The organism is Henriciella barbarensis (assembly GCF_003576345.1).
GTDB classification, from domain to species: Bacteria; Pseudomonadota; Alphaproteobacteria; order Caulobacterales; family Hyphomonadaceae; genus Henriciella; species Henriciella barbarensis.
In genome coordinates, this window is record NZ_QWGB01000004.1 from 166,419 (window position 1) to 183,557 (window position 17,139).

15 protein-coding genes are annotated in these 17,139 nt (G+C 61.0%); 10 read left to right on the forward strand and 5 right to left on the reverse strand.

The window, feature by feature from the left end:
• Positions 1-96: 96 nt before the first annotated feature.
• Both D1224_RS02050 and D1224_RS02055 read right to left on the reverse strand, forming a co-directional pair.
• A complete protein-coding gene (locus D1224_RS02050) occupies positions 97-2,058 on the reverse strand; it encodes a tetratricopeptide repeat protein (RefSeq protein WP_119378271.1) in 1,962 nt (653 codons plus the stop codon).
• 142 nt (positions 2,059-2,200) lie between these two features.
• Positions 2,201-3,148 (reverse strand): polyprenyl synthetase family protein, encoded by a 948-nt coding sequence (locus tag D1224_RS02055; protein ID WP_407647427.1) that lies wholly within the window; start codon positions 3,146-3,148, stop codon positions 2,201-2,203.
• A gap of 151 nt (positions 3,149-3,299) precedes the next feature.
• Here D1224_RS02055 and D1224_RS02060 point away from each other — a divergent pair, with 151 nt between their 5' ends.
• From D1224_RS02060 to D1224_RS02105, 10 genes are all read left to right on the forward strand, one after another.
• Positions 3,300-3,524, forward strand: a complete 225-nt coding sequence (locus D1224_RS02060; protein WP_233350357.1) for a putative signal transducing protein — start codon at positions 3,300-3,302, stop codon at positions 3,522-3,524.
• On the forward strand, positions 3,517-4,260 hold the full coding sequence (locus tag D1224_RS02065) for a tRNA1(Val) (adenine(37)-N6)-methyltransferase (protein WP_119378274.1): 744 nt from the start codon (positions 3,517-3,519) through the stop codon (positions 4,258-4,260). Before D1224_RS02060 ends, D1224_RS02065 begins: the two co-directional genes overlap by 8 nt.
• 151 nt (positions 4,261-4,411) lie before the next feature.
• Positions 4,412-5,311, forward strand: a complete 900-nt coding sequence (locus tag D1224_RS02070) for a glycine--tRNA ligase subunit alpha (RefSeq protein ID WP_119378275.1) — start codon at positions 4,412-4,414, stop codon at positions 5,309-5,311.
• Positions 5,308-5,823 (forward strand): hypothetical protein, encoded by a 516-nt coding sequence (locus tag D1224_RS02075; protein WP_119378276.1) that lies wholly within the window; start codon positions 5,308-5,310, stop codon positions 5,821-5,823. The genes D1224_RS02070 and D1224_RS02075 overlap by 4 nt, the downstream gene beginning before the upstream one ends.
• Before the next feature lie 96 nt (positions 5,824-5,919).
• On the forward strand, positions 5,920-6,462 hold the full coding sequence (locus D1224_RS02080; protein ID WP_119378277.1) for a hypothetical protein: 543 nt from the start codon (positions 5,920-5,922) through the stop codon (positions 6,460-6,462).
• A gap of 47 nt (positions 6,463-6,509) precedes the next feature.
• A complete protein-coding gene (gene glyS, locus D1224_RS02085; protein WP_119378278.1) occupies positions 6,510-8,714 on the forward strand; it encodes a glycine--tRNA ligase subunit beta in 2,205 nt (734 codons plus the stop codon).
• Between the two features lie 30 nt (positions 8,715-8,744).
• The gene (locus D1224_RS02090) at positions 8,745-9,137 is read left to right on the forward strand and encodes a hypothetical protein (protein WP_119378279.1); all 393 of its coding nucleotides are present in this window, start codon (positions 8,745-8,747) and stop codon (positions 9,135-9,137) included.
• A 5-nt stretch (positions 9,138-9,142) separates the two neighbouring features.
• Positions 9,143-11,827, forward strand: a complete 2,685-nt coding sequence (ppdK, locus tag D1224_RS02095; protein ID WP_119378429.1) for a pyruvate, phosphate dikinase — start codon at positions 9,143-9,145, stop codon at positions 11,825-11,827.
• Positions 11,828-12,194: 367 nt separating this feature from the next.
• A complete protein-coding gene (locus tag D1224_RS02100; RefSeq protein ID WP_119378280.1) occupies positions 12,195-13,190 on the forward strand; it encodes a cell wall hydrolase in 996 nt (331 codons plus the stop codon).
• A 9-nt stretch (positions 13,191-13,199) separates the two neighbouring features.
• Positions 13,200-13,859, forward strand: coding sequence for an O-methyltransferase (locus D1224_RS02105; RefSeq protein WP_119378281.1), 660 nt, complete (start codon positions 13,200-13,202; stop codon positions 13,857-13,859).
• A 9-nt stretch (positions 13,860-13,868) separates the two neighbouring features.
• On the opposite strand, the gene D1224_RS02110 is transcribed toward D1224_RS02105, so the two are convergent.
• From D1224_RS02110 to D1224_RS02120, 3 genes are all read right to left on the reverse strand, one after another.
• Complete coding sequence (locus D1224_RS02110; RefSeq protein ID WP_119378282.1) at positions 13,869-14,678, reverse strand: SDR family oxidoreductase; 810 nt, start codon at positions 14,676-14,678, stop codon at positions 13,869-13,871.
• 61 nt (positions 14,679-14,739) lie between these two features.
• A complete protein-coding gene (nadC, locus tag D1224_RS02115; RefSeq protein WP_119378283.1) occupies positions 14,740-15,591 on the reverse strand; it encodes a carboxylating nicotinate-nucleotide diphosphorylase in 852 nt (283 codons plus the stop codon).
• The gene (locus tag D1224_RS02120) at positions 15,591-17,135 is read right to left on the reverse strand and encodes an L-aspartate oxidase (protein WP_119378284.1); all 1,545 of its coding nucleotides are present in this window, start codon (positions 17,133-17,135) and stop codon (positions 15,591-15,593) included. The genes nadC and D1224_RS02120 overlap by 1 nt, the downstream gene beginning before the upstream one ends.
• Between the last annotated feature and the right edge of the window lie 4 nt (positions 17,136-17,139).

Sequence of the window (17,139 nt, forward strand, 5' to 3'; positions counted from 1 at the left end):
ACGCAATAACCGAACCCGGTTTTTACCATACCCGGCATGGCCAGACTTTCCTAGGAAAACCGGGTCACATTACCGTCATGCAATGTGGACAAGTGATCAGATGTCCTGGCGGTTCACTTCCTGGTCGTCGCCAAGCGAGATATCAGGCAGGGGCTGTTTCTCAGGTGGCGTGCCTTCAAGGCCGTTTTCGAGCTTCTCGACAAGTTTCTGCCGGGTTTCTTCGCGCGGATAGTCCGTAAGTGCTTTCTCCCATGCCGCTCGCGCCTCGTCCTCACGGCCCAGATGCCAATAGATGTCGCCGAGATGGTCTTCGATTTCCCAATGGATATTGGGCTCCAGGAGGCGGCGGGCTTGTTCGATATAGCGGGCCGCGCCCTCAAGGTCGCCCAGCCGGTAACGTGCCCAACCATAGCTGTCGGCGATATATGGGTCATTTGGCGCGAGGGCGTTAGCGCGGGCGAGCACCCGGAAAGCCTCTGAGTACTGTTCGGTATTCTCGATCAGGAAATAGCCGAGCGTATTGAGCATATAAGGGTCGTTCGGACGCCGGAGCGCTTCGGCCCGGATGAGCTGCAGCGCTTCGTCCACCTCGCCAGCATCCGCCATTGCATTGGCAAGTGCCATGCGCCGCTCATGCGTGTCGTCCAGCTCACGCGCAGCGCGGGCGTGGAAGAGGGCGCGTTCAAAGTTGCCAAACTGAGAGTAGATCGTGGCGCTGGTCGAGTGAGCGCGCGCCTTCTCGGCGTCTGTCTGGGCGAGGTCCGGCGTCGTTTCGGCCAGTTCGCTCGCGCTTTCTTGCTCGCCAAGCAGCGCGTAGATCAGCATTGCGCTTGATGTCGTGCTGAGCTCTTCGTCTTCATCAGCGAGCTCAAGTGCGCGGCCCAAGGCGGCGCGTGCTTCGCCCGCTTGCTCCATGCGTACGTGAGATTGTGCCTTGGCGAGTTGCAGCGAGGCGGTCTCTTCCGGCGCGACCTCAGCGACGTGGAGTGCGGCTTCGAACAATGTCTCATCGTAGAGGTCAGCGATCACGGCGAGGCGCAGGTCTTCATTAGCGGGATCAATGAGAAGCGCGAGCTGGTCAAACGCCGCCTTGGTGTCGTCGAAGCCAGAAGCCTGCTGGCCTGCAAAGGCGGACCGGATCATCCGCTGATAGGCAAGTGCCAGCGAATAGTCCGCCATGGTGCGCGCGAAGGCGGTATTCGCATCAAGGGGGTCATTGTCGAGGCCGCGGCCCGTCTCGATCTGCTCGATGGCGGCTGCATAGGTTGTGGCCCGTTCCGGTTCGGCTTCGGCAAGGCGCTGGTAAAGCGCGACCGCTTCGTCGACGCGGCCAAGACGCCGCAGGAGCAGGGCCTGTCGTGAAATCACGAGGCGCACATGGCTGAAAAGGATGGATTGCGGGTCGAACTGATGTTCTGGCGCTTCGATTTCCGACGGGGTGATGGCGGAATAGACGGCGAGAGCTTCCTCCTCACGACCTGCCGCTTCGAGCATGGCGGCGAGAGACAGGTCACCGGTCAGGCCGGGCAGCCTTGGTCCGACCTCAAGTTCAGCATCAATCGCGGCGTCAAAATCGCCCTCGAGCCCGAAATACCAGGCTTTCAGGAAGCCACCGAGCAGGGTGAGGTCTGCACTTTCCGCCGCTATATCCGCCAGTTCCTTGGCGCGGTCATACTCGCCCGCTGCGGCGGCATCGATGGAGCTTATGGCAGAGGCGAAGGGGACGTTGTCGTCGTTTCGCTCGATGCTGAGCTTCATGGCTGCAACGAAGGCGGCCATATCGCCTGCCTTGACCGCTTCGCCTGGAGAGGCATAGGCGAGCGGGCCAATCGGGGCGTTGTCGGGGCCGCGGACCGCGGTAGCGAGAGCGGCGTCAGAAAGCTCGAACTCATTCGCCATTTCCGGGCTAATGCCCAGAATTTCATATTTTTTCGCGTTGACGGCTGCCTGGTCAGTGTCAGAGATCTCGAAGGTCTGCGCCGGCTCTGTTTCGACTGCGGCGCAGGCTGCAAGCGCCAGTACGGAGAGGGCGGCGGCTGAGGTCTGAGTGAACTTCATGCGGCAATCCTTTCGGGATTATCGGCCTTCGAGCTAGAGCGGGTTTGCCAGCTGACCAATGGTGTACTGACGGTGCAGTGGCGGTGTATGGACGGTGTTTCTGCCGGTGTCGCAGAATGCCGGTATGCGCCGTGCGCGGATATCAGCTGACACGTCGGATGCAGAAGTCTGCAAGCTCACTGAGAAGAGCGCGCCATGGCGTGTCCGGCAGGCTCGACAGCGCCGACTTTGCAAGACCGACATAGGCCTCAGCCTCGGCAATCGTCGCTTCGGCTGCACCGGTCGTGCGGATGAGATGGATTGCGCGGGCGAGGTCGCCTTCTTCCTGCTTGTCGAGGTCGAGGGCGCGGGCCCAGAAGGCCTGGTCTTCGGCGCGGCCGCGGCGGCGGGCGATAATGACGGGCAGGGTAATCTTGCCTTCGCGAAAATCGTCACCGACGACTTTGCCGATGACAGAGGTCGTTCCGCCATAGTCGAGGACGTCGTCGACAATCTGGAAGGCGAGGCCGAGATTCTTGCCATAGCTTGCGAGCGCTGCGGCATGGTCCGAGCCGCCACCAGAAATCGCGCCAGCGCGAGCAGCGGCCTCAAAAAGCGCAGCGGTCTTGGCTTCGATGATGGCGAGGTAGTCTTCGGTTGGAAGGTCCGGTTTGCCTTGCGCGGCAAGCTGGCGAACTTCGCCTTCTGCGATCACCGAAGAGGCGTTCGAAAGGATATCGAGAATTTCGAGCGAGCCGGTTTCGACCATCAGCGTAAAGGCTCGGGCGAACAGGAAGTCACCAACGAGGATGGACGCTGAATTGCCCCAGATTGACTTGGCGGCAGGCTTGCCGCGGCGAAGGTCGCTCTCATCGATCACATCATCATGGAGCAGGGTGGCGGTGTGAATGAACTCGACCGCTGCGGCCAGTGAGTGAGTTGATGGATTGGCCGTGCCCACAGCCTGCGCGGCAGCGAGCGTAATCATCGGGCGAAGGCGTTTGCCACCCGCCGACACGATATGTTCTGACATCGCAGGAATGATATCGACGGGGCTCGCAGCCTTGGCATTAAGCAGGGTCTCGACTGCGGCGAGGTCTTGTTCGAGCATGGCGCTCAGACGTTCGACGACGGATGACCGGCTGGAAGTTTCGCGCGCTGTCGCTGGTGTAGACACAAAGATTTCCTGCTAAGCTCAATTGACTAGGTCATATGCATACGAATACGTCCGCGGTCCAGCGATGCGGTACAGGACCGCAGCAGTGAAGGGACATGTCATGGAAGAAGTGTTCCGCACCAATGATCCCGTCAAGCTGAGCTATATAAGACACCTGCTTTCAGAGGCCGGGATTGAGGTTTTCGTGCTCGATGAGCATACCGCCTATATCGATGGACGCGGACCTCTGGTGCCAGTTCGTGTGGTGGTTCATGAGGATGATGCAGATGCCGCGCGCCGCGCTCTGAACGAACTGGACCAGGATGGCTGAAGGCGACGTCACGGAAGACGCCTTCCTTGGCGGACTGGTAAAGGTCTACCAGCCACGGCGCGGTTTTCGCGCCGGGACGGACAGTGTGCTTCTTTCGGCGGCGCTTGATCCTGAAATGACTGGCGATGCGGCCGAGTTTGGCTGCGGGGCTGGCGGGGCGCTGCTGCCCGCTGCCTATCGTCTGAAAAAGATGCGCTTCACCGGGTATGAGCGCGACGCGCGTCTTGCCGGCCTCGCGCGGCTCGGCGTCGAGGCGAACAGGTTCGGTGACCGCATGTCGATCGAGCTTCAGGATGTAGCCGAGCTATCCGAAACCATCGAGAACCGTTTCGACCTCTGCTTTTCCAACCCGCCCTTTTTTCGCGGCGGGTCGATCACCTCTCCCGGTGAGGGGAAGGCGGACGCCTATCTGGAGACGGTGCCGTTGAAAGACTGGATCGGCCGGATGCTACACGTGCTGAAGCCGAAGGGGCGTTTCGTGATGATCCACCGCGCCTCAGAGCTGGCGCGTATCCTGTCGCTGATCGAGCGGCGCACCGGCCAGATCGAGGTTTTGCCCGTCAGGTCCTTTCCCGGCGAAGATGCCAAGCGGGTGATCGTGCGCGCCCGTAAGGGTTTGCGGTCCGGCCCGATGCGGCTTCTGCCGGGGATCAATATCTATACCGGGAAGGGCGGCGAGCGTACCGATCTTCTGGAAACCATCGCGCGATCAGAGGCCGGGCTGGACTGGAGCTGACGCCGGGCGCCTGCGAACCACTGGCTCTCGCAAGCCTGCAAACAGCTGCAGGCAACTTGCTTGGCGAGCTGTGCCGCAGTTGCGAAAATTGGCAGGTGGCGCTAGGCGGAAGCCTGACCCAACAAGCCAACCTGACAGGCTGAGCCTAAGCATGACCGCACCCGTTGCCCGCGAGAAACCCGCTTCCTTCCAGGACCTGATCCTGCGCCTGCAAGCCTATTGGGCTGCGCAGGGCTGCGCGATCCTCCAGCCTTATGACATGGAAGTTGGCGCTGGCACGCTGCATCCAGCGACCGTGCTTCGCGCGCTCGGCCCCAAGGACTGGCGCGCGGCCTATGTCCAGCCATCACGCCGCCCGGCCGATGCGCGCTATGGCGAGAACCCCAACCGGCTTGGCCATTACTACCAGTTTCAGGTCATCCTGAAGCCGAACCCGGCTGACCTGCAGGACCTCTATCTCAACTCGCTCTATGAGATCGGCATCGACCCGATGGTGCACGATATCCGCTTTGTCGAGGATGACTGGGAAAACCCGACCGTTGGCGCCTGGGGGCTTGGCTGGGAGGTCTGGTGCGACGGGATGGAAGTCAGCCAGTACACCTATTTCCAGCAGGTTGGCGGGCTCGATGTCTTTCCCGTTTCAGGCGAGCTGACCTACGGGCTTGAACGCCTCGCCATGTACGTGTTCGGCGTCGACAATGTCTATAACCTGCCGTTCAACGATCCGGCCTCGCAGACGCCGCTCTCTTACGGCGATGTCTTCCTGCAGAATGAGATCGAGCAGTCCGCGCTCAACTTCGAGCTTGCCGACGTCGAGATGCTGCAGACCTGGTTTTCAGGCTGCGAGAAACAGTCAAAGACGCTGCGCGATGCTGGAAAGCCGCTGCCGGCTTATGACTATGCGCTGAAAGCCAGCCACGTCTTCAACCTGATCGATGCGCGTGGCGCGATTTCGCCGACCGAGCGGCAGGCCTTCATTGCACGCGTGCGCGATCTGGCGCGCGGGGCCGCAGAGCTCTGGGCGAAGCAGGAAGAGGAACGTGCGGCATGAGGCTCGCGCCCCTTTTCTTTCTTGTGCTGGTGACCGCCGCCTCTCTCTTCGCGACCGATGCGGCTGCAGAGGTGATAGATATGAAAGCGCCTGAGATTAGTGCCGGGTTCGACAGCCCAGTCGAGTTTCCTGAATGTTCTCTGTTCATGAACGATACCGACTCGGTCGAACCATTTGGTGGGTCCGATCTCGTTTTCGTGTGTGATGACGAGAGAGGCTGGATAAAGCTTAATGATCAGGTCGTGGAGCTTGTAGAGATCACTCGCAAAGTCGAGGGCCATGATCAAACAAGACGCTTTTCGGATTTTGAAGGTCGATTCGAATTCGAGCTGGTCATGTCGACCGCCGGGCAAACCGATGCATTCATGGTGATTGACGAAACGCAGGCCATGCCGCCGGAAAACAGACGCAATGCAAGGATTTGTTATGCGAGTTTGCGTACGATTGAACCGGTCAAAAGTGCCCGCATGAATCTCGAAGGCATCCTTCTTTCGGGGGAGAGCGATGAATAATCTGCGCCCAACAATTTTTGCCTTCATCGCTCGCGTGCGCGATCTGGCGAGCGGGGCCGCAGAGCTCTGGGCGAAGCAGGAAGAGGAACGTGCGGCATGAGCAAGTCCATGATCTTCGCCGCCGTCTGCCTGCTGGCCTCTGGGCCCGTCCTAGCTGCCTGTTCCGGCGATACGGCGAGCGATGAGACCGCGCCGAACGACTATCGCCAGAGCGTCGATGAACCGGCCCCGGATGCAGAAAGCGTTGCCGACAAGAACCCGCGCGCGCTTCAGATCGGCGCCATGCACGCCCCTGAAACCGACGCCTATTGCACGTTCACGCAGGCCGCCCACACCTTCACCTATGACGATCCGGCAACCTGGCGCTTTGTCTTCCTGCGCGACCTAGACGGCACCCCGCCGCAGGCGAAGATCAAGATTAATGATGATGTGCTGACATTTGATCAGGCCGACCTCACCACCAATGATGAGGGAATTGAGACCTGGCATTATCGCTCCAGCAATCGCGGCATCCTCGTTGAGCTGCGCCTGCGCGAGACAGGCGGTGGGCCAGAACACACCAATTACGAAGGCACGATGGCGATCATCGAGCCAACGAAAACCGAAAAAATGGGTATCAAGGGCGATTGCGGCGTCTGAGACATCGCACCCCGCCACGCCTGACCCTCTGGATATGAAGACCGCTTATGGCTGAACTCCTCCTTGAACTCTTTTCCGAAGAAATCCCGGCTCGCATGCAGGCGAAGGCTGAGGCCGACCTGCGCGACGCGCTGACCAAGGGTCTTGCCGAGGCTGGCGTCGAGTATGGCGATGTCGTCGCCCTGTCGGGGCCGCGGCGCCTGGCCGTGGCGATTTCCGGTCTGCCGGAAAAGTCGGCCGACGTGAGCGAAGAGAAAAAGGGCCCGAAGGTCGATGCGCCGGAAAAAGCGATCGAGGGGTTCCTGCGCGGGGCAGGTCTCACCTCGATCGATCAGGCGCAAGTGCGGAGCGACCCGAAGAAAGGCGATTTTTATGTCGCCATACGCGAAATCCCGGGCCGTCCGCTGGAAGACATCATTGCAGGCCTCGTGCCAGATATCGTGCGCGGCTTTCACTGGCCAAAATCCATGCGCTGGGGACGCGGTGAGCTGCGCTGGGTGCGCCCGCTGCAGCGCATCCTGTGCGTCTTCGATGGCAAGACGGTCGAGTTCGAGATCGACGGCCTGAAATCCAGCAATGAAACCGAGGGTCACCGCGTCCATGGGCGCGGGCCGTTCAAGGTCTCTTCCTATGCCGAGTACAAAGAGACGCTGCAGGAGAATGGCTTTGTCGCCATCGCTCGCGAAGACCGCCGCCTCCTGATCGAGGATCAGGCGCACATGGTCTGCGCGCAGGCCGGGCTGGAGCTGGTTGAGGATAAGGGTCTTCTTGAAGAGGTGACGGGGCTCGCCGAATGGCCGGTCGTCATTCTGGGTGAAATGGACCCGGCCTTCCTGTCTTTGCCGCCGGAAGTCGTGCAGCTGTCGATGCGAACACACCAGAAGTATTTTGCCGTGCGCAACCCTGAGACAGGTGAGCTTGCGTCGAATTTCGTCGTCGTCGCGAACATCGAAGCCAGCGATGGCGGCAAGTCCATCGCAGAGGGCAATGCCCGCGTCCTCTCGGCGCGCCTAGATGATGCGCGCTTCTTCTGGGAGCAGGACAAGGCAACGCCGCTGGAGAAGATGGCCGAGAAGCTCGCGACCATCGACTTCAAGAAAGAGCTTGGCACGATTGCTGACAAGGTGGAGCGCGTCGCCGCACTGGCGCGTGAGCTGGCGCCGAAGGTTGGGGCGAATTCTGATCTCGCTGAACGTGCCGCACGCCTTGCCAAGGCTGATCTCGTCTCCGGCATGGTTGGTGAGTTCCCTGAACTGCAGGGCGTGATGGGCGCCTATTATGCGCTCGAACAAGGCCTGGGTAACGACGTCATCCCGGACGCGCAGCGATCCGGGACCCAGAGCAGCGAAGACACTGGGTCCCGGATAAGCTCTGGCGAGCTTTCCGGGATGACGAATTTGCAGGCAGGGCTCTCTGAGGCGGGGGTGCGCAAGATCGCAGATGCGATCGGGGACCACTACAAGCCGCAAGGTCCTTCTGATGCCGTGCCGACCGAGCCGGTCGCGATTGCTGTCGCGCTGGCCGACAAGCTCGACACGCTGGTCGGGTTTTGGGCGATCGATGAGAAACCGACAGGGTCGAAGGATCCGTTCGCGCTGCGCCGGGCGGCGCTGGGTGTGGTGCGGATCATTCTGGAGAATGAGGTTCGGCTTAAGATGCTCGATGAATTGGCCGTGCCAAGGACCATTTTCGTAACACGTCAGCATTTGCGTTTTGAAACGAACCCGATTGATGACCTCCTCTCTTTCTTCGCTGACCGCCTTAAACAATACCTGCGCGACCAGGGCGCGCGACATGACCTTATCGATGCTGTCTTTGCCCTCGGCGAGGATGACCTCGTCCTGATCGTCAAACGCGTCGAGGCGCTGGCCGCTTTCCTTGAGACAGAGGACGGCGCGAATTTGCTCGCGGGCTACAAGCGCGCGGCGAACATCCTGAAGGCCGAAGAGAAGAAGGATGGCGCCGCCGTAGAGGGCAATGTCGATGCCTCCCTGTTCGCGCAGGATGAGGAGCGCGCGCTGCACACCGCGATCGAGACGGCCGTCTCGCGCGCAGATGCCGCGCTGGCGGCAGAAGACTTCGAGGCGGCGATGGCAGCGCTTGCGGAACTTCGCGGGCCGGTCGACGCGTTCTTCGACAGCGTGACGGTGAATGCCGACGACGAAAAGCTTCGCGCAAACCGTCTGCGCCTGCTCACATCGATTCGCGCTGCGCTGTTCCGTGTGGCTGATTTCTCGAAGATTGCGGGCTGATCCACAGAGGCAGAAGGTCGCAAGGGTGCCATGATCGTCATCGTCTTCATTGTCGGCGTGATCGTCTTTGTCGGCTATTGCCTAATCAATATGCCTTCCCGGCAGGCACGCGCGATATTCGATGCACAGGGGTGCGGCCCCGACGTCATTTCTGACAGTGACCGCGCCTATGTGGCTGATCTTTACGACCGTTTCGGCACAAGAGACTTCAAGTTGAAAGAAATCCGGGAAAAAAGGCTTAATCCGGACATTGCGGAACGCTTCGGCGTGACTCCTGCAAGGCTTGACGATACGCAGGCGCTTGGCGTGAGACTACCGCAGTTAAATTTACTGGTTTCCTTTGAACCGGGGCGATATCGCCTTACAGAGGATGCCGCACGACTGGCCACTGGCCAGACAGGCAGGACAGAGACTGGAGAATGAAAGTCATGGGTGACACCGCTCAGCAAATGTCGAAGGAACAATGGGTCTATTCCTTCGGCGGGGGATCGGCAGACGGCAATACCTCGATGAAGAACCTGCTGGGTGGCAAGGGTGCGAACCTTGCCGAAATGGCCCGGCTCGGACTGCCGGTACCGCCGGGCTTTACGATCACCACCGCTGTCTGCACCGCCTATTACGACAATGGCGAAACCTATCCGGGTGGCCTCGACGCGGAAGTCGACGCGGCGCTGAAGGCGATTGAAGCCGAAACCGGCAAGACGTTCGGCGACGCTGACAATCCGCTTCTGGTGTCCGTGCGCTCTGGCGCGCGCGCATCCATGCCCGGCATGATGGACACGGTCCTCAACCTTGGCCTCTCTGAAGTCACCGTTGAGGGTCTCGCCAAGAAGGCAGGCGAGCGGTTTGCCTATGACAGCTATCGCCGCTTCATCCAGATGTATTCCAACGTCGTCCTCGGCGTGAAGCATGACGTCTTCGAGCACCTCCTCGACGACTATAAGGAGCGTCAGGACTATCAGCTCGACACAGAGATGACGGCTGACGACTGGAAGGAAATCATCGTCCAGTACAAGGCGGCGGTGAAGAAGCAGCTCGGCAAGCCATTCCCGGACGATCCGCGCGAACAGCTCTGGGGCGCGATCACGGCTGTATTCGGCTCCTGGATGAATGACCGCGCGATCCTGTATCGCAAGCTCAACGACATCCCGGCCGAATGGGGCACGGCGGTGAACGTGCAGTCCATGGTGTTCGGCAATATGGGCGACACCTCGGCCACCGGCGTTGCGTTCACCCGCGACCCGTCCACGGGCGAGAAGACCTTTTATGGCGAATTCCTGATCAATGCGCAGGGCGAGGACGTCGTTGCCGGCATCCGGACGCCTGCGCCGATCTCCCGCTCGCGCGCCGATGCGCTCGGCTCTGACGAGGCCCCGCTCGAAGAGGCGATGCCGAAAGTCTATGAAGAGCTAGTGGAGGTCGCCGATACGCTGGAAAGCCACTACCGCGACATGCAGGACATTGAGTTCACGGTCGAAGACAACAAGCTTTACATGCTGCAGACCCGTAGCGGGAAACGCACGGCGGCTGCAGCGCTCAAGATCGCTGTCGACATGGCTGAAGAAGGCCTCATCAATGAGGAAGAGGCGGTCCTGCGCCTGATGCCGGGCCAGCTCGACCAGCTGCTTCACCCGACGATTGCACCGGACGCCAAGCGCGATGTCATCGTGAAAGGCCTGCCTGCCAGCCCTGGCGCGGCTGTCGGCAAGGTCGTCTTCGATTCCGATGAGGCTGCAGAGCTCGCCGAGAAGGGCGAAGACGTCATCCTGATGCGCGTCGAAACCAGCCCTGAAGATATTCACGGCATGCACGCCGCGCGCGCCATCGTAACCTCTCGCGGTGGCATGACCTCGCACGCGGCCGTCGTGGCCCGCGGCATGGGCCGCCCATGTGTCTGCGGCGCAGGCACGCTGCAGATCGACCCGGCCAAGGGTCTGTTCCGCGCTGGCGGGCGTGAGTTCAAGAAGGGCGACGTCGTCACCATCGACGGCGCTGAGGGCGAAGTGCTCGTCGGCGCGATCGACATGGTCCAGCCTGACCTTTCCGGTGATTTCGGCAAGCTGATGGAATGGGCAGACCGTGCGCGCCGCCTGAAAGTGCGCACCAATGCCGAGACGCCAGCCGACGTTGAGACGGCCAAGAATTTTGGGGCCGAAGGCATCGGCCTCTGCCGTACGGAGCATATGTTCTTTGATGCAGAGCGTATCCCTGTCGTGCGCTCCATGATCCTGGCGGAAGGCAAGAAGGGCCGTGAAGCCGCCCTTTCCAAGCTGCTGCCTATGCAGCGCGGCGACTTCGCAGAAATCTTTCGCATCATGGAAGACCGCCCGTGTACGATTCGCTTGCTTGACCCGCCGCTGCACGAATTCCTGCCGCACTCGGAAGACGAGATGGCGGAAGTCGCCAAGTCCGCCGGTGTCAGCGTCGATACTTTGAAGAGTCAGGCGAACGAACTGCACGAAAGCAATCCGATGCTCGGCCACCGTGGCTGCCGTCTGGGTATCACCTATCCTGAAATCTATGAGATGCAGGCCCGCGCGATTTTCGAAGCGGCTGTCCAGGTCGCCAAGGAAACGGGCTACAAGCCGGTGCCTGAAGTCATGATCCCGCTGGTCGCGACACAGAAGGAGCTCGATATCCTGAAGGCCAAGGTCGATGCTACGGCAAAGGCTGTCTTCAGCGAGACGGGGACCGAGCTAGAGTATCTGGTCGGCACAATGATTGAACTGCCGCGCGCCTGTCTGCAGGCGGGCAAGATCGCAGAATCAGCGGCCTTCTTCTCATTCGGGACAAATGACCTGACGCAGACGACGCTGGGCATTTCCCGCGATGACGCGGCCCGCTTCCTCAAGGCTTATGAAGAGCAGGGCATTTACGAAAAAGACCCGTTCGTGACGCTGGACCAGACCGGCGTAGGCGAGCTTGTCCAGATGGCCGCTGAGCGCGGTCGCAAAACACGGCCTGATATCAAGCTTGGTATCTGCGGTGAGCATGGCGGCGACCCGGCGTCTGTCATGTTCTGTGACAGCCTTGGTCTCGACTATGTATCATGCTCGCCGTACCGCGTGCCAATTGCCCGGCTGGCCGCTGCGCATGCGGCACTGAACAAATAGGACCTGCCTGAATCGAATCAAAAATCCGGTAGGTGAGCGCTAAACGCTGAGCCGGGGGAACTGTGTTTTCCCGGCAACATGCCTTTTTTCGCAGTTTGCACACGATCCGGGCAGTTCGCTTTCGAAGGCGCTGAAAACCCTGAAGATTTAGGCAGGGGTTTGACGGCGTCGTTACGCCGCCAGGCTACTCAGGTTCCGTTCATAACAGAAATGTAAGTCTTTACCGCGACGATATCGTTGATATAGCCGCCCGTCGTCCAATATCGGATCTGGAAGAGATACCGGCCTCAGGCAGCAGGTATGGGCCAAATTCGGCCTGAATTCTGCGTTCATAGAAGACTGAGCCGCGTTTAAGAGGGGGACAGAAATGTCACTCAGGACCAGACAGCAGAGTTCGCAATTCATTGCGAACACTTCGTTTCGCGCGCGTGCACGCCGCTGGTGGCTTGCAAAAAGCGATGCCGAGCAACGCTCCGTAGTATCTCGCGCGGCGATGGTGTGTGCCTGTGCATTCGGCCTGACCTTTGCGCTGCCTACGATATCCTCTGCCAATACGCAGAAAGAAGCCGAAGCTGATTTTCGTGAGCAGACGCTGCGCTTTGCTCAGGCAAAGGATGCAGGCGATGCGGTTCGCGCCGACCCTGCCGCGCCGGCTGTCATGCAGCATGAATGGCTGCGCAATGTCGAATACTCACTTGAGCGCGACCCTGACTCCGCGACGAACCGCTATGGCGCGCTGGAGAGAGACGCCGCCGTACTGGCCGGAATGAAGAGCTTTGAGCCGGCACACCTCAAGCGCGCAGAAGAAATGAGCGCGCAGATGAAGTGTCTCGCAGAGGCCGTCTATTATGAAGCCCGCTCGGAATCGACCCAGGGCCAGATCGCTGTCGCTGAAGTCATCATGAACCGCGTTCGCGATCACCGTTATCCTAACTCGGCTTGCGGTGTCGTCTATCAGGGCGCGACGCGGACAACGGGCTGCCAGTTCACCTTTACCTGTGACGGCGCCATGGCGCGCACCCCGCGTGGCTCGCGTTGGGAAGCCGCAAGGTCCATTGCGGCTCACGTCTACCTCGACCTTGATGAGCCACGCACGGGCGGCGCGACGCACTATCACGCGACCTATGTGAACCCGGTCTGGAATTCCGGCCTGATCCGCACTTCGCGTATCGGCACGCACATCTTCTACCGCTTTCCGCGCGGTTCAGAATGGGCGAGCGCAAAAGCGGCAGAGCGTGCACGCCTTGCCATGGCTCGTTCCGAAGAGGGCGGCGCTGACGCGACCATCATGACGATCGACACGTCGACAACGACGCAGGACCTAAACGCGCAGTCGCTGAACGTCCTCAGCCCGGCTCCATAAAGGACCCATATGTCCGCGACCCAGCTTTTCGAAGCCGTAGACACCTATATCAACAGCCTGTTTGCCGCGGATGATGAAATTCTGTCGCGCGCTGTCGAGCGTGCGCAGAAAGCTGGTCTGCCGGAGATTCAGGTTTCATCAGGGCAGGGCAAGCTGATCTATCTGCTCGCCAAGATGATTGGGGCGAAGCGAATTCTGGAGATCGGTACGCTGGGCGGCTATTCGACCGTCTGGCTTGGCCGCGCCTTGCCAAAGGATGGCGAACTGATCTCGGTCGAGCTTGATGCCACCCATGTCGCCGTCGCGCGAGAGACGGTGAAGGATGCAGGTATTGCAGACAAGGTTGAGATCGTCGAAGGACGCGGCCTTGATGAGATGCGCGCGCTGGAGCCGAGCTTCGATCTTGTCTTTCTCGATGCCAACAAGGACGGCTATCCCGCCTATCTCAAGCAGGCCAAGCGCCTGCTGCGGAAAGGCGGCCTGATCGTCGCCGATAATGTCGTGCGCGAAGGCGCTGTCCTTGAGCCGTCACAGGTCGACCCCAATGCGATCGGCGCAGCGGCTTTCAACCAGGCGCTCGCCAGTGACAATGACCTTGAGGCGATTGTCCTTCAGCAGGTCGGCATCAAGGGCCATGACGGCCTGGCCATTGCCCGCGTCAAGGACTAGGCCGCGGACCTAGTCGCGCGAAGGCAGATTTTTCATCAATTGACGACGCAGACGCCCCGGGATGAACCGCTGGGCAAACCTCACCTGTTGGGCGCGCTTGCCAGCCATATAATGAACCTCCTCGCCATGGGCCGCGTCCCAGGCGCGTTCAGCGGCAAGCTCGACCGGATAGACGTCCTGGCCCTGCTCGCGCAGCTCATCGCTTACTTTGGTGTTTGTCCGGTCGCCAGAGAACATGTCGAGGATCGGCGTATCGATCAGCCATGGCATGAGGCTCGTGACCCGTATGCCGATATTCGAGAATTCGACATCCAGCGCTTCAGTCAGCCCGCGAACGGCAAACTTGGTCGCTGAATAGACAGCCATTTGCGGCCCGCCGACGACGCCTGCCGCAGAGGCTGTATTGACGATGCGAGCGCCCGGTGTGTTGCGGAGCAGGGGCAGAGCAGCGCCAACGCCGTTCAGCACGCCTTTGACGTTGATGTCGACCATCAGGTCATTGTCGTCGCCGGGAACGGTTTCGAACCAGCCATGACGCGCAATGCCGGCATTGTTGAACAGCACGTCCAGTTTGCCACCTGTGGCCTCAGAAAAGTGCTCCATACCAGCGGCCCAGTCTTCACGGGATCGCACATCCAGTTTTTGCCAGACACAATTTTCCTCGCCAATTTCATGGGCAAGGGCTTTCAGGCCAGCCTCGTCGATGTCGTACAGGCCAAGAAACCAGCTACGGTCCGCAAACAGTTTGGCGGTGGCCTTGCCGATGCCGGATGCGGCGCCCGTGATAAAGATACTCTTGCGGCCTGCTGCTTTAGGCATCGGTGAACTTCCTCCGGTTCCGGCCCACTTCAGTGATGGGCCGTTTTAGCAGGGCGCACCTTCAAGCGACGTCGAGGCCCACGTCAAGGTTTGACGCAGAGTGAGTGAGCGCGCCGACGGAAATATAGTCGACGCCGGTCTCTGCGATTCCGGCAACCGTATCGAGGTTCACCCCGCCGGAGGCTTCAGCCTTGCAGGCGCCGTTGATCATGGCGACGGCCTTACGGAGAGTTTCATTGTTCATATTGTCCAGCAGGACCGCATGCGGCTTGTGGGGCAGGGCCTCTTCAAGCTGATCCAGCGTATCGACTTCGATCTCGATCATGCGCAGATGCCCGGCATAGGCGTGCGCGCGCTTCAGCGCTTCAGGGATCGAGCCGCAAGCGGCGATGTGGTTGTCCTTGATCAGGATCGCATCGTCGAGACCATAGCGATGAGACGTGCCACCGCCGCAGCGCACGGCGCGCTTTTCCACGGCGCGGTGGCCGGGCGTCGTTTTGCGCGTGCAGACGATTGTGGCGTTGGTGCCAGCCACCTTCTCGACAAAGGCACCGGTCAGCGTCGCAATCCCCGACAGGCGACCGATAAAGTTCAGCATGGTACGCTCTGCCGTGAGGATTGAGCGAGCGGAGCCGGATAGCGTTGCGATCACGGCGCCGGGCTGAAGTTGCCCGCCATCATCTATCGAAACATCGAGCGCAACGGATGGGTCGACGAGTTTCAACGCATAGGCGGCGGCGTCCATGCCCGCCAGGATGCCCGACTTGCGCGCGCGGATCTGCGCCGACATTTCCGTGCCGGGCGCGATGGTGGCGTCCGTGGTAAGGTCGCCAGCGCGGCCGAGGTCTTCGGTCAGCGCGAGCCGGACGATCGGGTCAAGCACGAGGTCGGGCAGTGGGGGAGGGACAGGCATCAAATAGCCTCCTTTGCAGTCGTGCGCGAAGGCGTTTCAAGGAAAGAGCGGGTTGCGACCGGTGCGATGTCGGGAAAATCCTGGCGGAAATGTCCGCCGCGGCTTTCTTCGCGAGCAAGAGCGGCGATTGCGATAAGCCGGGAGGCCTGAAGGGCATGCACGGGACCATGTGCTGCGATCTGTTCATCGATCATGGACACAAGGCCCTTAAGATCCTGCCCATTGCGGACGACACCACACTTCGACGCCATAGCGCGGCGCAGCGAGAGGAGGTCGTCGGGGGAAAGCTCGTTCGGGACTTCTGCGCGCGATAAGCCGGGGTTGCCAAGTTCGCTCTCCGTAAGGCGTTCGGCAATCCGGGCCGCGAAGACGACAGCCTCCAGAAGGGAGTTGGAGGCCAGTCGGTTTGCGCCGTGCGCGCCGGTCGAGGCACATTCACCGCACACTGAGAGGCCCTCAAGCGAAGAGCGCCCCCAGGTTGAGGATACAACGCCGCCCATATGATAGTGCGCAGCAGGCGCGACCGGAATGGGCGCCTCACGCGGATCGATACCGGCAGCCATACAGGCGGCGAACACGGTCGGGAAATGAGCCGGGAAGTCTTCGCCGACGGCTTCTGTCGCATCGAGAAACGCGCCGCGGCCAGCCTTGATTTCGCTGTCGATGGCGCGCGCGACCTCATCGCGGGGCGCGAGTTCCGCTTTCTCATGATAGCGGGCCATGAACAGCTCACCCCTGCCATCGCGCAGCACCGCACCTTCGCCGCGCAGCGCTTCAGTGGCGAGCGGCGCGGGGTCAAGCCCCACATCCATGGCGGTTGGGTGGAACTGGACGAATTCAGTATCGGCCACCAGCGCGCCTGCATTCCAGGCCATGGCGAGCGCGTCGCCGCGCGACTCCGGCGGATTGGTTGTCACGCGGAACAGACCACCCGAGCCCCCGGTGCAGAAGACTGTTTCGCGCGCCGTCATGGGGGTTAGCCCGCCCTTTGCATCGCGGGCGATAACCCCGGCGATGCGGCCATTGTCATCCTGAAGCAGGCCCACCGCGCGGTAAGGCTCAACCAGGTTGATGTGACTGCTCGCCTGCACGGCCGTGGTCAGCGCACCCATGATCGCCTTGCCGGCAAGGTCGCCAGCAACGCGGGCAACGCGCGGGACAGAGTGTGCCGCTTCGAGTGAAAGCGACAGCGCGCCTTCGGGCGTGCGGTCAAACGGAACGCCTAGCTCAATGAGGTCGAGAACCCGGGCAGGGCCTTCTTCTGCGATAAGTTGCGCTATGACCGGATCGACAAGCCCGGATCCTGCTGCGACCGTATCGCGGGCATGGGCGTCGGCGGTGTCCAGAGGGTCGAGGGCAGCGGCGAGCCCGCCTTGTGCCCAGGCTGACGAGGCCGCTTCACCAAGCGGGGCGGGTGCAATGACGGTGCATTTGCGCGGGGCAAGGCGAAGCGCAAGGAAAAGCCCGGCGAGGCCTGCGCCAACAATCAGAATATCGCGGTCACTCGCTGGCGAGCCAGCTTTTAGTATTCGGGTATGCGTCATGGTC